This is a genomic window from Flavobacterium sp. JAS (assembly GCF_020991455.1).
GTDB lineage: Bacteria > Bacteroidota > Bacteroidia > Flavobacteriales > Flavobacteriaceae > Flavobacterium.
The window spans coordinates 45,217-60,650 of record NZ_JAJMOX010000012.1 but is presented as its reverse complement, the minus strand read 5'-3'; the positions used below and the strand labels follow the sequence as shown (position 1 = coordinate 60,650).

Annotated in this window: 15 protein-coding genes; 5 read left to right on the top strand and 10 right to left on the bottom strand. The window is 33.5% G+C overall.

Features of this window, described 5'->3' with window-relative positions; translation table 11 throughout:
- Positions 1-64: 64 nt before the first annotated feature.
- On the top strand, positions 65-400 hold the full coding sequence (locus LPB88_RS18335) for a tRNA-binding protein (RefSeq protein ID WP_230717095.1): 336 nt from the start codon (positions 65-67) through the stop codon (positions 398-400).
- A 162-nt stretch (positions 401-562) separates the two neighbouring features.
- On the opposite strand, the gene LPB88_RS18330 is transcribed toward LPB88_RS18335, so the two are convergent.
- From LPB88_RS18330 to LPB88_RS18320, 3 genes are all read right to left on the bottom strand, one after another.
- Positions 563-1,111 (bottom strand): alpha/beta hydrolase, encoded by a 549-nt coding sequence (locus tag LPB88_RS18330; protein WP_230717093.1) that lies wholly within the window; start codon positions 1,109-1,111, stop codon positions 563-565.
- Positions 1,112-1,267: 156 nt separating this feature from the next.
- A complete protein-coding gene (locus tag LPB88_RS18325; RefSeq protein WP_017495419.1) occupies positions 1,268-1,636 on the bottom strand; it encodes a PUR family DNA/RNA-binding protein in 369 nt (122 codons plus the stop codon).
- A gap of 69 nt (positions 1,637-1,705) precedes the next feature.
- The gene (locus LPB88_RS18320) at positions 1,706-3,484 is read right to left on the bottom strand and encodes an ABC transporter ATP-binding protein (RefSeq protein WP_230717091.1); all 1,779 of its coding nucleotides are present in this window, start codon (positions 3,482-3,484) and stop codon (positions 1,706-1,708) included.
- A gap of 203 nt (positions 3,485-3,687) precedes the next feature.
- Between LPB88_RS18320 and LPB88_RS18315 the strand changes: the two genes are divergently transcribed.
- The 3 genes from LPB88_RS18315 (at position 3,688) to yajC (ending at position 6,317) form a co-directional block, all read left to right on the top strand.
- Positions 3,688-4,794, top strand: a complete 1,107-nt coding sequence (locus tag LPB88_RS18315) for a Glu/Leu/Phe/Val dehydrogenase (RefSeq protein ID WP_305070314.1) — start codon at positions 3,688-3,690, stop codon at positions 4,792-4,794.
- Positions 4,795-5,047: 253 nt separating this feature from the next.
- Positions 5,048-5,959: a transcription antitermination factor NusB gene (gene nusB / locus LPB88_RS18310; protein ID WP_230717089.1), complete on the top strand. Its 912-nt coding sequence runs from the start codon at positions 5,048-5,050 to the stop codon at positions 5,957-5,959.
- Between the two features lie 82 nt (positions 5,960-6,041).
- Positions 6,042-6,317, top strand: a complete 276-nt coding sequence (yajC, locus tag LPB88_RS18305) for a preprotein translocase subunit YajC (protein ID WP_089353841.1) — start codon at positions 6,042-6,044, stop codon at positions 6,315-6,317.
- 380 nt (positions 6,318-6,697) lie between these two features.
- On the opposite strand, the gene LPB88_RS18300 is transcribed toward yajC, so the two are convergent.
- The 5 genes from LPB88_RS18300 to LPB88_RS18280 form a co-directional block, all read right to left on the bottom strand.
- Complete coding sequence (locus LPB88_RS18300; protein WP_230717088.1) at positions 6,698-7,291, bottom strand: YdeI family protein; 594 nt, start codon at positions 7,289-7,291, stop codon at positions 6,698-6,700.
- A gap of 1 nt (position 7,292) precedes the next feature.
- The gene (gene pepT, locus LPB88_RS18295; RefSeq protein WP_230717087.1) at positions 7,293-8,570 is read right to left on the bottom strand and encodes a peptidase T; all 1,278 of its coding nucleotides are present in this window, start codon (positions 8,568-8,570) and stop codon (positions 7,293-7,295) included.
- 301 nt (positions 8,571-8,871) lie between these two features.
- Complete coding sequence (locus LPB88_RS18290) at positions 8,872-10,005, bottom strand: formylglycine-generating enzyme family protein (protein ID WP_230717086.1); 1,134 nt, start codon at positions 10,003-10,005, stop codon at positions 8,872-8,874.
- Positions 10,006-10,102: 97 nt separating this feature from the next.
- On the bottom strand, positions 10,103-11,047 hold the full coding sequence (locus LPB88_RS18285; protein WP_230717085.1) for a DUF6515 family protein: 945 nt from the start codon (positions 11,045-11,047) through the stop codon (positions 10,103-10,105).
- 162 nt (positions 11,048-11,209) lie between these two features.
- Complete coding sequence (locus LPB88_RS18280) at positions 11,210-12,430, bottom strand: OprO/OprP family phosphate-selective porin (RefSeq protein WP_230717084.1); 1,221 nt, start codon at positions 12,428-12,430, stop codon at positions 11,210-11,212.
- Between the two features lie 462 nt (positions 12,431-12,892).
- Here LPB88_RS18280 and LPB88_RS18275 point away from each other — a divergent pair, with 462 nt between their 5' ends.
- Positions 12,893-13,927 (top strand): quinone-dependent dihydroorotate dehydrogenase, encoded by a 1,035-nt coding sequence (locus LPB88_RS18275; protein ID WP_230717083.1) that lies wholly within the window; start codon positions 12,893-12,895, stop codon positions 13,925-13,927.
- On the opposite strand, the gene LPB88_RS18270 is transcribed toward LPB88_RS18275, so the two are convergent.
- Together LPB88_RS18270 and LPB88_RS18265 are read right to left on the bottom strand one after the other, a co-directional pair.
- Positions 13,913-14,629 (bottom strand): DUF3307 domain-containing protein, encoded by a 717-nt coding sequence (locus LPB88_RS18270; protein WP_230717082.1) that lies wholly within the window; start codon positions 14,627-14,629, stop codon positions 13,913-13,915. The two genes, LPB88_RS18275 and LPB88_RS18270, sit on opposite strands and share 15 nt — an antisense overlap.
- On the bottom strand, positions 14,626-15,240 hold the full coding sequence (locus LPB88_RS18265; protein ID WP_230717081.1) for a SatD family protein: 615 nt from the start codon (positions 15,238-15,240) through the stop codon (positions 14,626-14,628). Before LPB88_RS18265 ends, LPB88_RS18270 begins: the two co-directional genes overlap by 4 nt.
- Positions 15,241-15,434: the final 194 nt, after the last annotated feature.

Sequence of the window (15,434 nt, the reverse complement as noted above, 5' to 3'; positions counted from 1 at the left end):
ACAGAATTAGTGGTAATAATTACAAAATTTATAGGTTTGTAAATGAACAGCTATTATAAAAAAAATGGATTTAACCTGGAACGAATTTGAAAGAACCGATATGCGTGTCGGAACCATTATAGAAGTAAATGATTTTCCTGAAGCAAGAAAACCTGCCTATCAGCTTACAATTGATTTTGGTGCCGAAATCGGAATCAGAAAATCATCAGCGCAAATAACAGTACATTACAAAAAAGAGGATTTATTAAACCGACAAATTATATCGGTAGTCAACTTTCCTAAAAAACAAATCGGAAGATTTATGAGCGAATGTTTGGTCCTTGGCGCAATAGGCAAGGAGGGAGATGTTATTTTATTGTCTCCTGATTTTAAAATAGAAAATGGATTGAGAATTGGATAGATTTCAACTTTACGATCTTTAAATTCTTGTGCTGGTAAATTTAACCGCAAAGTTCGCAAAGGGTTTTAGAATATGGGTTTAAAAAAAAGCAAAGTTCGCAAAGCTTTGTGTTACTAAATTTTGCGAACTTTGCGTAAAACCTTTGCGAACTTTGCGGTTAAATTATCGGTCTATTTTCTCAATTAGTTGCTGTAATATCAATTGCCCTTCTTCCCAATATTTTAAATCAGAATCTGAGTTAATGTGTCCTTGCTGTCCCACATTTACAAAATCACTTCCCCATTTTTCAGCCAAAAACTGCTTTCTTTCAAAAGAAGCATAAGGGTCATTTTCGCTTGCTACAACGATCGACGGAAAAGGTAATTTTGAAGTTGGAATTGGTGAAAAATTCCTGATAGATTCTGGTGTATGTTGAGGTGAATCAACATCGGCAGGAGCTACTAGTAATGCGCCAACAATATTTTTGTTAGTATTAGCTTCAGCCCAATGTAATACGAGTGAAACGGCTAAGCTATGTGCAACCAGAATAGTTGGCTGATTGAGTTTAGAAACTTCTTCGTTTAATCTTGCTAGCCATTCTTCACGAATAGGTTCGTTCCAATTGTCCTGAACCAAACGAATTGAATTTTCGAATTTTTTATGCCAAAAGGTTTGCCAGTGTTTGTCGCCGGAATCTCCTAGTCCGGCTAATATTAAAATTTGTGTTTCCATTGCCGTGGATTTTATTTAGTGATTAATTTTTTAGAGGAACGTAGTTATGTTTTAGAATTGTTGTCTAAAAAAGCCCTTTTTGCATTTTTAAATATATAAAAAAAGTCCAAAATGCGGGACATATTGGACTTGTACTTTTTAAAAAGTTATTTTCGACTAAATATCGTCAAAATCAATATCAGTAAAACTAGTTCTTTGACCCTCAGGTTTATCAGAGCCATATTCTTTTTTGAAATCTTTTTGGTGTCTTTCAGAAATTACTTCTTCGCCTTTGTGGTTCAAGACATATGAAGTCATTTCTTCTAGTATTTCGGCAAAAGCACTAAAATCTTCTTTGTACAAGTAAATTTTGTGTTTTTTAAAATGAAAAGAACCATCTTCTTCAGTAAATTTTTTACTTTCGGTAATCGTGATATAATAATCGTCAGCTTTAGTAGCTCTCACATCAAAGAAATAAGTTCTTCTTCCTGCTCGTAATACTTTAGAAAAAATCTCTTCTTTTTCTAACATGTCATTTTCTCTCATAATACGTTCTATCATTTTTTGGAATTAATAGTACTCAAAAATCATAAAAAATTATCTATTACGCAACATTTAAAGTAATTCTTTTTCCGAAAGTTGTTTTAAATATAACGATGAATAATAGCCTTCTTGATTTATTAATTGATTATGAGAGCCTTGTTGAATGATCCTGCCGTCTTCAAGAATGATTATTTTATCAGCATTCTTAGCAGATGAGACACGATGACTTACTATTATTGTAGTTTTATCTTTACAAATATCAAATAAATTGCTCAAAATCGTTTCTTCCGTTTCAGTATCTACCGCAGACAAACAATCGTCGAAAAGTAAAATTGCCGGATTTTTAATAATCGCACGCGCAATAGATACACGCTGCTTTTGTCCGCCCGAAAGTGTGATACCTCTTTCCCCTAAAATGGTATCATATTGTTTGTTAAAAGCAATGATATTGTCATGAACCACAGCGCTTTTAGCAGCTTCTATTACTTCTTCATCGGTTGCATTTTGATTGCCAAATTTGATGTTATTTTTAATGGTATCTGAGAACAAAAAAGCATCCTGAGGTACAATCCCAATGTTGTTTCTTAAGTCATTTAGGTTTAAAGTACTTATTTCGTTTTGGTCAATTGTGATTCTTCCTTCCGTAACATCATATAAACGGGAAATCAATGATAATATTGTAGACTTTCCGGAACCTGTTTTTCCTAGGATTGCTAATGTTTCTCCTTTTTTTACAGTGAATGTTACATTTTTTAGTGCTTCAATATTAGTGTCTTCATAAGTATAACTCACGTTTTCGAAAGCAATAGAGCCTTGAATATCCGAGTAATTTTCGTTTTTATTTTTGATTTCTGGCTCAATTTTCAAGAATTCATTCAAACGTTTCTGAGAAGCTTCGGCCTCCTGAACCATTGACGAAACCCATCCTAAGGAAGCTACAGGCCAGGTAAGCATGTTTACGTATAAAATAAACTCTGCAATTGTACCAATATTGGCAATCGTTCCGTTGATGTACATAACACCTCCAAAATAAATTACCACCAAGTTACTAATCCCGATTAAAGCAATCATTAATGGACCAAATAGTGATTGTACTTTAGCAAGATCCAAACTTTTCTTTTTGCTCTCCTCGGCAAGAGCCACCATATTATTTTGATGTTGATTCTCTAAAGAATACGCTTTTATAACTCTGATTCCTGAGAATATTTCTTGTGTAAAACTGGAAACTTTCGATAGGTATTGTTGGAAAGTGGTGCTTCGTTTATTGATTTCTGAACTTAGTTTGAAAATACAATACGAAAGAATTGGCAATGGTAAAATCGTATATAAGGTCAATAAAGGCGAAACATTATACATATATATAATAACAATGGCAAAACGGATAAAAGTATTAATGGTGTACATAACCGCCGGGCCAACATACATGCGGACTTTTGAAACGTCTTCGCTGATACGGTTCATTAAATCTCCAGTACGATTTTGTTTGTAGAAATTCTGCGAAAGATTTTCGTATTGCTTGAAAACTTCATTTTTCAAATCAAATTCAATATGACGCGACATTACGATTAAAGTCTGGCGCATTAAAAATGTTAGGAAACCCGCTACGATCGTAGTAGCTATGATTAGCAGTACGTTATGAATTAAACCTTCACGATAAGTATCAATAATCACCTGCGATGTCTGATCTGATTTTGGTAGTTTATCAAACCTTTCGATCGCGTTTAAAGACTTGCTAATGAGCTTTGGAGTAAATAAAGAGAAGATTTGTGCGATTATGGTGATTAAAATTCCTAATGAGAAACTATATTTATATTTGATGAAATATTTGTTTAAATAGCTTAATTCTTTCATTTTTTTAAGAGATTCAATGTTGAATTGTTTTGATTTTGTAAATTATTATCAATTAAAAGTAATGGAATATATAATTTTGTCAGAACAAATTGATTGTTATATTGTTATTTTAAAGATAAAAAATTAGCACATGTGTATTTTTTATTTAAGTTTGAGAAGTCTTTTTGACAAATTCATAATTTTAACTAACAAATACTATCGCTATGGATGCAACTTTCGCAACTGGAAAGGAACTTCAAAAAATGGATCCTGTTTTTGGTCAATTATCTTTTGACGATCACGAACAAATTGTTTTTTGCAATGACAAAGATACAGGTTTAAAAGCAATTATTGGTATTCATAATTCGGTTATGGGGCCAGCTTTGGGAGGTACTAGAATGTGGAATTATAATACTGAATGGGAAGCATTAAACGATGTTTTGCGTCTTTCAAGAGGTATGACATACAAATCTGCAATTACCGGACTTAATATTGGTGGTGGTAAAGCAGTAATTATTGGTGATGCAAAAACGCAAAAAACTCCTGAGTTAATGCGTAAGTTTGGTGAGTTTGTTCACTCTTTGGGCGGTAGATATATCACTGCAGAAGATGTTGGAATGGAAACTAAAGACATGGACACTGTTAGAGACGTAACGCCTTATGTTACGGGTATCTCTGAAGAAAGAGGTGGTTCTGGAAATCCTTCTCCAATAACGGCTTACGGTGTTTATTTAGGAATGAAAGCTGCTGCTAAAAGTCAGTTTGGTACTGATGTTTTAGACGGTAAAAAAGTTTTGGTTCAGGGTATTGGTCACGTTGGTGAAGCTTTGGTTGAGTATTTGACTAAAGAAGGAGCGATCGTTACAATTACTGATATCAACGAAGAAAAATTATATCAGGTAGCTCAAAAATACAATGCAACGATTTATACAGGTGAAGATTTGTATACTGCAGATGTTGATATCTATGCGCCATGTGCAATGGGAGCAATCATTAATGATGATACAGTAAACAAAATTAAAGCTAAAGTTATTGCAGGTGCTGCCAACAATCAATTAGCTGATGAAAATGTTCACGGTCAGAGATTACAGGAAAGAGGTATTTTATATGCTCCGGATTTCTTAATCAACGCTGGTGGAATCATCAATGTTTATGCTGAATTAGAGCATTATGGTAAAGCTGAAATCATGTCTAAAACAGAAAATATCTATAATACTACTTTAGAAATTATTGATTATGCTGTGAAAAACGGAATGACAACGCATAAAGCTGCTCTTACAATTGCTCAAAATCGTATTGATTTGAGAAAAATTGAAAACAGCAAAAAATAATATTTGTTATTCTTATAAAAAAGCCTGATAATTCAGGTTAGTTTTAAGTCAGAAAATATTCAAAATCACAATAAAAGGCCTGAAAAATCTATAAAAGTATTTTTCAGGCTTTTTTAATTGTAAAAACTTATCAAATTGATATACTTTTTATCACTTTAAATTTTATTATCACCTGTTAAATTCTTATTTTTGCAGACTAATTTTTAAATGTTCTTACAAGGTGGTAAATAGAAGACACATACGCGTTAAAGTAATGCAATCCATTTATGCAATGCATCAAAGCGGTTCTGATAATATGGAAAAAGAAGAGAAATTTCTTTTTTACAGTATTGATAATATTCAGGACTTATATCTTATAATGCTTTCTTCATTGATTGAAATTTGTAAAAAAGAATCTGTTTTTTTACACCTTTCAAGTAAAAAACATCTTGCAACTGCTGCAGAACGTAATCCGAATGAAAAGTTTGTCAAAAACAAAATTTTTCAACTTCTTGCCGAAAGTAATTCTCTAAGTATTGCTTTAGAAAATCGTAAAATCAACAACTGGTCTTTAAATGATGATTATATCATTTTGCTATTAAATGATATTAAAGCAAGCGACTTGTATGTAAAATACATGAGCACTACCACAAATACTTTTGAAGAAGACAGACAATTTGTAATTGATTTGTTCGCCGAAGTAATTGTTCCCAACGAAAAATTATATGAGTATTTAGAAGACGATAAATTAACTTGGGTTGATGATATTCCGGTTGTAAATACACATATTATCAAACAATTGAAAGCAATCAAAACTGAAGATCCTGACGATTTTAGAGTGCCAAAATTGTATAAAGATGTTGAAGATAAAGATTTTGCTAAAGACTTGTTCAGAAGAACCGTTTTAAACGAATCTATTTTAGCAAAAGAATACGATGATAAAACTCCAAATTGGGACAGCGAAAGGATTGCTGAGATTGATACTATTATCTTGAAAATGGCAATTTGCGAATTTTTAAAATTCCCTTCGATTCCAGTAAAAGTAACTCTTAACGAATATTTAGAAATTGCTAAAGAGTATTCTACACCAAAAAGTAGTATTTTTATCAACGGAATTTTAGATAATCTTGTTAAAGAGCTTACTGCTAATAAAAAGATGATTAAAGTTGGACGTGGATTAATGTAATTGGGTAGAAATTCTAATTTTTTTAAATTCCAAATTCCAAAGAAAACATAAATATTAATAACAAAAATAAAAACTGAATACTATGCAAGATTTATTAAAATTTGCCCCTTATTTACTAATGTTTGTCGTGTTGTATTTCTTTATGATCAGACCACAACAAAAAAGAGCAAAAAACGAAAAAGAATTTGAAAGCGGCCTAAAAGTAGGTGATAAGATAATTACAAAAAGTGGTTTTCACGGTAAAATTGTTGAGCTTGCTGAAACTAGTGCAGTAATCGAAACAATGTCTGGAAAATTAAAAATCGAACGTTCAGCTATTTCTATGGAAATGAGCGCAGCTTTGGCTAAAAAAGCGTAATTTTTTTTAGAAATTCCAATAAAATATAAATTCCAAATTCCAATGTATAATTGGAGTTTGGGATTTTTTTTGTTTTGAAATTAGGCGCATTGTGTGTCTTTGCCTTTACTTTGGATTAGTTTTAAAAAAGAGTAAATTTATTCAAAGGAAAGCAGAGGTGAACTATAAAGTAACCCCAAAGTATGTCATCCCAAGGAACGAGGGATCTCCGCAAGAAACTCTGTATAGTAATTCTTCAATCTTTGTCGAGTTACTTCGTGAGATTGCTTCGTTCCTCGCAATGACGCGCTTTGTGTAATAAAAAACCTTTGTCAAAGTTTTAAACTTTGACAAAGGTTTGTGTCCAGAATTGGAATTTGGAATTTAATAGATTGGAATTTCTAATTCTTCCTATATTTATCATTCAATCCAATATTCTCTAAAATCATCGGAATCACTTTTTCGATTCTCGTTAGTTTAGTTTTTTCTTGTTTGGCAGTTTCAATATATTCCAGAAACTCATATTGTTTATATGGAGCGAATTTTTGAAAAGCTTCTGCTAAAGCTGGGTTTTGATCCATTTCTTTTTGAAGAAGTTCAGAAACTATTGCTTCTTTTTTAGTCGGTTTTATGATTTTTCCCTGCTTTTCGTTTTCAATTGCTTCATTGATATATGCTAAAACTTCTTTTTCGTTTACTTCTTCTTTTGAAGTAAAACGCCATTGGCGCAAGGATTTTGTTTTGTCTTCCTGAGCGTTTACGAGTTTCTTTTTCTCATCTTTCAGAAAAACACCATTGAAGAACCAGATCGTAAAATAATCTTTAAAACCACCAATTCCGATAACATTTTTGTTGTTGAAAACATAAACCGGGCCGCCCCATTTTATAGTTTCAACCAGTTCCGTTTTGTCAATAATAGACTTAAGAAGAAGTAATTCTTCTTCCCATAAATGGTTGCTGTTCCAAAGGTATTTTTTATCAGAATTCGGTTCCAATTTATTTTTTTCTTTTAGGTTTTTCAGGTGCGTCAAAAATGCCTGGAATTGCTGTTAATTCTGCAATTTTTACAATAACATCAGTTGCTTTTTGAATACTTTCTGCAGGAACATATTCGTATTTTCCGTGAAAGTTATGTCCACCAGCAAATATATTCGGACAAGGTAATCCCATAAAAGATAATTGAGAGCCATCAGTTCCGCCGCGAATAGGTTTAATGATTGGTTTGATGTTTAATTCTCTCATTGCTTTTTCGGCAATATCAACAATATGTTTTACAGGAAGTACTTTTTCTTTCATATTGTAATACTGGTCTTTTACGACAGCAGTTACAATATCTTCGCCAAATTGTTTAGCGTATTTCTTGTTGATTTTCTTGGTAATTTTCCCAATTAAATCTTTTCTTTTTTCGAATTTAATCTTGTTATGATCGCGAATAATTAATTCTAAAACGGTTTCTTCGATGCTTCCGGTTAAGTGGTGAACGTGAAAGAATCCTTCGTAACCTTTAGTTTCCTGAGGAGTTTCTCCTTTAGGAAGTTCGTTGATAAAATCGTTGGCAATCAACATTGAATTGATCATTTTTCCTTTAGCATAACCTGGGTGAACGCTTTTTCCTTTGAAAGTAATTTTGGCTCCAGCCGCATTAAAATTTTCATATTCTAATTCACCAATCTGGCTTCCGTCCATTGTGTAAGCCCATTGTGCACCAAATTTTTCTACATCAAAATGGTGTGCCCCACGACCAATTTCTTCGTCAGGAGTAAAACCAATTCTGATTTTTCCGTGTTTAATTTCAGGATGCTGAACAAGATATTCCATTGCTGAAACAATCTCTGTAATTCCTGCTTTATCATCGGCACCTAATAGAGTAGTTCCGTCAGTTGTGATGATCGTTTGTCCTTTATATTGCAATAAATCTTTAAAGTAATTAGGAGACAAAATAATGTTTTTCTCAGCGTTCAAAACAATGTCTTTTCCGTCATAATTTTCAACGATTTGAGGTTTTACATTTGCTCCGCTAAAATCCGGCGAAGTATCAAAATGCGACACAAAACCAATTGTTGGTACTTCGTGAGCTACATTGCTTGGCAAAGTTGCCATGATGTAAGCTTTGTCGTCTATAGTAACGTCTTCTAAACCGATTGTTTTTAGTTCTTCGACTAATTTATTGGCAAGATTCCATTGTTTTTCAGTACTTGGTGTAGTTTGTGAATTTGGGTCTGATTCGGTATCAATTGTTACATAACTGATAAAACGATCTATAATATGTTGCATTTGTTTATTTTTTAGCAAATATAAACAATTATTTAGGCGCTTGAGCGATGTAAATTATGGAAATCGGAAAAAATATAGATTGAAAAGTTTGCCACGAATTAGAAGGTATTCTGAAAAAAAGTTTGCCACGAATTTCACTAATTTTCACTAATTGCTAAGTGTCTAAAAAAAATCCAATTTCACGAATTTACATTCATAAAATTGGATTTATAAGTTGTGAATAGTATATTTTAATTCGTGAAATTAGATTTTATGTTTTAAAATAATTCGTGCTAATTCGTGGAATTTGTGGCTAAAAAAATTATTGCTGTACACATCTAAAACCAATATGATTGGCTGGTGATTGGTAATCTCCTTTTCCTCTTGTACCAACCATATAGCGGGTACAATATTGATCTGTACATAAAAATGATCCACCACGTTGTACTTTTTTAGGTAAATTAGGTTCTCCCGGATCATAAGAAGATTCAGGTCCTTGAGGGTTTTTGACAACCTGTCCGTTTTCACTTATAACCGAATAATAATCTGCGGTGTACCAATCGTTTGTCCATTCCCAAACATTTCCGCCAACATCGTAAAGTCCATAAGAATTTGGTTCAAATTGAGCAGTAGGAGCGATGCCAATATAACCATCTTCACCGCTATCTCCTTTTTCTATAGGAAAGTGTCCCTGATAGATATTGGCCTGAAATTTTCCTTTAGGTTTTAAAGTGTTTCCCCAAGCGTATAACTGACCTGATTTTCCGCCGCGAGCTGCAAATTCCCATTCCGCTTCTGTTGGTAATCTTTTCCCTGCCCATTTTGCGTAAGCAGCGGCATCATCATAAGAAACTTGTACAACAGGATAATTGCCTCTTCCTTTTATAGAGCTTGTTGGGCCTTCAGGATGTCTCCAGTCAGCGCCACCAACATAACTCCACCATTGCATGTAGTTATTCAGATTTACGTTTGCCGGAGTAGGAGTAAACACAGCCGATCCTGCAATTAGGTTTTCTAATGGAGCATCAGGATAATCTTCATGTTTTGGTTTTTTTTCGGCGAATGTTACATAACCAGTAGCTTTTACGAAGGCTTCAAATTGGTCATTTGTAACTTCGGTTTGATCCATATAAAAACCATCTACATAAACTCTGTGTATTGGTGTGGCATCTTTTGTAACGCCTTTTATACTGCATAAACTTTCGTCTTCGACATTGCTTCCCATAGAGAATTCTCCACCGGGAATCCAAACCATTCCTTTAGGAGTTTTACCTGTGGGTTTGTTTTTGTTTTCAATTGTTGGTTTAAACAAAGAAGCTTCTGAAGCGTTTGGAGTTTCGGCACAATCCATTGCGGTCAATTTATCTTTTGGTACAATAAATTTTGTGTAGCCGTAAGCAATTGAAATAATGGAGATTGTGAGTATTGCAAAAATCCAGTACGTTTTATTTTTCATTATGGTTAATTTTAATCGGGTAGAGGTTATTAAATAAGGATAAAGTTAAAAAAATAACCTTATCAAATTCTATTTATTTGATAAGGTTACTATAGTTTTATTTATCTTCTTGAACATCAACAACTTCGTATTTATTTTTTCCGTCAACTTGAACTGGTTGGTAATAAGTTTCTCCAAATTTCACATATTTAGCATCTCCTATTGTAACTTCTTCACCACCTTCTGGTAAGTTGTCTACAAGAGTTCCTGCGGTTGGCGCAACTACTTTATACGAGCTTCCGTCTTTTTCATAATAGGTTCCTCCGTAATAATAATTATTGACGGTTCCGGTATTGACGGTTTCTGCCCCGCTTGGGATATTGTTTACGGTTCCTCCAACTGGTGCTGGTACAGCTGTATAACCTCCGCTTGTTCCGGTATACCAAACTCCCTGATCATAATGATATTGAGTGCTTTCTACACTTACTACAATTGCTGTTACGGCCAATGTTGCTACGAAAAATCCCCATGGATGCCAAACTGGTCCCCAGTAAAATGGGTGGTACGGACGTGGATAATAAGGATGGTAGCAGTTGTATCTGTAACCTCCATAACGGTAAGGAGGACGTGCATAAGGTCTTACTCCTGGTCTAACTACTGTGTTACGGTTGTTGCGAACATGTACACTATTGTTTACATTGATGTTCACGTTGTTTTTATTTCTGTTAACTGTATTACCACTAATATTGGTGTTTCTGTTGCCAACGTTATTTCTGTTTACAGTGTTTGTATTTCGGTTATTGACTGTTTTATCTCCAATTTTTGAATTTGTAGATGGTCTGGTAACTTTATTATTGGTTGTGGGTCTTGTAGAAGTAGTTGGTCTTTTAATTCCTGAACCACCAGATCCTGGTCTGCTGACTTTTGCAGCACCTCCACCTGCTCTGTGCCCGCCGCCACCTCCACCATGACGTTGTGCGATACTATCAATTGAAATCAAAAAAAATGATCCCATTAAACACATAAGTGCTAATTTTCTAAGAGTTTTTTTTATGCTTTTCATTTTCAGTGTTTTATGTTCATTAAAATTATTAAAAAAAAATAAGAATAGTAATAAAAAGTTAAAAACATTTAACTTCAAAAAGATCTATATACTGCAGTGATAATTTTCACAGAAATACGATACCTTATTTTGTAATTTGCTGTTTTTCAGTGTTTTTTTTTGTTATAATGAGATGTCCCATTGTACTCTAAATCGCCACCCTTGTTCTAGTGGTAAAGACTTATCCTGAAAGCTGAAATAGCTAAACTCTGAGGTAAGTTTGTTTTTATGTCCTTTAAAAAACCAGTTAAAAGCAATCGTTGTTTCGTCTTGCAAATTTTGTCTAATTGCATTATCAGGACGATATGCAGCATGTCTTGCTGCCATTTCTAAATGTTGTGGCCACCAGTCAAAAGCATTATGAAAAAAATACCCCGCCTGAACATAGTATCCTTTTAAGGTTGTTGTGTCGTTATTATTTAGTTTGTCTATAACATCTTTAGTATGCCACTCGCTTTGCCATGAAAATCCGCGATACATAAAAGCGCTTTCCAGATTCCATTGATTTACCCGATATTGTCCCGGAGCCCCATTTTCGTATCCTTCAAGAGAACCTCCGCCGGATTGCGAGAATCGGGTATAAGGACTTCGGTTTGTAAGTGCTGAAAAAGCAATAATAGGCGTTGGTTTTTCATGAAACTCTATATCACTGCCTTCAAAATCAAGGAATCTTCCCAAGAAATTCCACTGAGCCCTCCCAAAATACATTAAGTTATTATCGTCATTTGTAGTATTACCTCGTCCGGTTCCGGTAAGAGCGGCGGCCCAATAATTAAAATCAGCAATTCCTTTACCTTTAAGATGTCCGTAAACTTCAACACCCATTTGTCGGTCTGCCGTAAAAGGCCTATTGATTAAAGATCTGTCTACGGTTTGCTGTTCGCCTGAACTTATAAAACGTTCTCTGGTGTATTCTACTTTCCATTGTCCAACTTTAAAACTTAACCATTTCCATTTTTCAATCATAAGCCTAAAATCCAATAAATTAGATTGGCTCAATTCATATTCCCAATAATACTTCAGCCAAGGTTCAAAAGCATGGCCACCGACTTTTAATCTGGCACGATTGATTTTGAAAGTAGTTTCCTTTTTCTGGCTATAATCATCATAAGTCAATGGATCCTGATCGTTTGGGGTAGAAAAACGAAACTGTAAACGGCTTTGCAATTGAAAAAGAAACTTATTGTCTTTCGTTTTCAATTCGATCCCCTTATTGCCATAACTTATATTAATCAATTTGGTAGTGTCTTTTATTTGCTGCGCAGTAACAGATAAACCAATAAGAAAAAATAAAGGCAGGAACCAGTATTGTATAATAGGATTTATGATTTTGATTCTGTGCATAGGCTTTGTTGTAAATGAAATTTGTTTCCTGGTCAGCTTGATTATTTCCGCCAAAGTTTTTTGCAATTCCTAGTCCGATTCCCCAACTATCATAAGCATTCCATTTAAAATCAAACAATTCCGAATATTCCGAAACAAGAATTTTCTTAACATTCATTCAATAACTCAAAAATAAGTATTAAATGATCTAAAAAGCCTTCTGGAAGCCGTGACGTTGTTTCATTTTATAATTTGGAACGTTAAAAATTAGTTTTTGCGTAGGAGATTATATTTATAAATGCGCCAAGGTTTTTAAAGATTACTAAACTTGATTTTATAATCGTTTTATTTTTAGTGCTTTATAAGACTCCTAGATTTAGATACGTTGATTTAAGAGGCCTAATGATTTGTTTTTTGTAAAAATGATTCATTTACAAGTATTATAATTAAATTTGCAACCGAAAAAACAACAACACAACTCTTATGTATAAATTGATAATTCGTCCGATACTTTTTTGGTTTGATCCAGAAGAAGTACATTATTTTACTTTTTCATTTGTTAAATTCATTTCAAAAATTCCAGGAGTTTCATCAATAATCAAATCGATTTACGAAGTAAAAGACAGTCGTTTAGAGCGTGAAGTTTTCGGAATTAAGTTCAAAAATCCGGTTGGACTTGCAGCAGGATTCGATAAAGATGCAAAACTATACAAAGAGCTTTCTGATTTTGGTTTTGGATTCATAGAAATAGGAACCGTAACGCCCGTAGGTCAGGAAGGAAATCCTAAGAAACGATTATTCCGGTTAAAAGAAGATCAGGCGATTATTAACCGAATGGGTTTTAATAATGGTGGAGTTCTGGAAGCTGTAGAGCGTTTGAAAAAAAATTCAGGTGTTTTAATTGGAGGAAATATTGGGAAAAACAAAGTAACGCCAAACGAAAATGCGGTTGACGATTATATCATTTGCTTTGATGCTTTGTTTGATCATGTAGATTATTTTGTTGTGAATGTGAGTTCGCCAAACACTCCAAATTTAAGAGCTTTACAAGATAAAGAACCTCTGACAGCTTTGTTGCAAACGCTACAAAACAGAAATGTAGAAAAGCAGAAAACAAGTACTCAAAAAATAAAACCAATTCTTTTAAAAATTGCTCCGGATCTTACAGACGAGCAATTATTAGATATTATTGATATTGTAAAAACAACTCAAATTGCGGGTGTAATTGCAACCAACACAACGATTTCAAGAGCCGGATTACAATCTGTGAATCAATCTGAAATGGGTGGATTATCAGGAAAACCATTAACAAAACGTTCGACTGAAGTGATTCGTTTTCTTTCGGAAAAAAGCAACAAAGCATTCCCGATTATTGGAGTAGGAGGAATACATTCTGCAGATGATGCGATCGAAAAACTAAATGCAGGCGCAAGTTTAGTGCAATTGTATACCGGTTTTATTTATGAAGGTCCGGCTTTGATAAAAGCGATCAACAAAAAAGTTTTACAGCAATTGTAATAACAAAACCTGCACGATTAATCCCGTTGCAATAGCAGTCCCAAAACTTATCAGAGTACCAATTAAAACGTATTCGGTAAGTTTTCGGTCCTTGGCTTCTTTTAAATCTCCAAACCTAAAAATAGATTTGGCTGCCAATAAAAATCCGATAGCTTCAAAATGTCCTGTTAAGATAAAACAGAATACAAACAAACGTTCTAATACGCCAATGTAGTTTCCGGCCTTGGCAAGAGAATTGTCATCGTGGCTGTTTTGAGTTTCCGGATTCCAGATCGAAATAATCGTTTTAATGATAATAGAAGTTGGTTTTGTGATGAATAAAACTCCCGTTAGCAAAATCCAAAATTGATTATTGAACCAAAGAAAGTTTATCGTTTCGCCTTTATAAAGAAACACAACCCCAATTAAAACTAAAACATGCATCATTTGGTCTACAACAAACCAAGTGCGTTTTGTGTTTTCTTTCTGAAAATTTAGTTTGATTAAATCAATAATTCCGTGCGTCACGGCAATCAATATAGCATAAGGGATAAATTGAATTTCTCCAACCAAAATTGCGGCTAAAACGCCATGCAGAAGTATATGGAGATAGAGGTAAATACTTTTGTGTTTTTTGGCTTCTTTATCAGCCACCCAGGAATTAGGCTGCCAGATAAAATCTCCCAGTAAATGCGCTAAAACTAGTTTTATAAATAAAATCATGGGGCGGTAAGTTGTTTTATTTGTTTTCTAAAATAACGATCTAAATTCAGTACCAAATCAAACTGAGCTCGTTTTTGTCTTCGGCTTACAGCAGCTTGATTAACACCTAATTTTTGTCCTAATTCTTCTTGTGATAAAGTTGGATTTTCTATGGCAACAGCTACAAATTCTGCCGATTGTGCAAGCCAATTGTCCATAAATGTCAAAGCCAATTGTATCATCAAATTCAATTTCTCATCAATAGCAATATCACCGGTTCGCATGGCAAGAGTTACTTTTTGTTTTTTTAAAGTTTCAAAAAGCTCTCCCGAATGTATAAAAGCAGTGCCGTTACTTTCTGATATTTTTTCGGCATCGTGTGTTTTGTCTCCAAAACCAATACTCATTCTGGCATCTAATTTTATAGCTCTCAAATGTGCTTTTATCAAAATAGCAGACCATAAAGCATCTTCAGGATTTTTAATTTCAACTTGAAATTCGTCACCTCTGTAGACTTCCCATTGGCTTGGTGTTTCTCCAAAACGAGCTAAAATATTCTTCAAGCCTTCAACCCAATCTTTAGATTTTTGTTGTCTTGAGTCAATTATATCACCTGTAATTACGCTAGTCATAATAATTCAAATATAATTAAAAATAAATAAACTTAATATTACAAATATAGGTAATATTTTTTATTATTACGTTTTTTGGTAATAATTATGTTTATTACGTAATTAGGTAATAATTTAAGTATTTGATTTTTTTACTGATACAAAAATTAAAAGAAAATTATAACTTTTATTTCTTTAAAAAAGAAACTAACTTA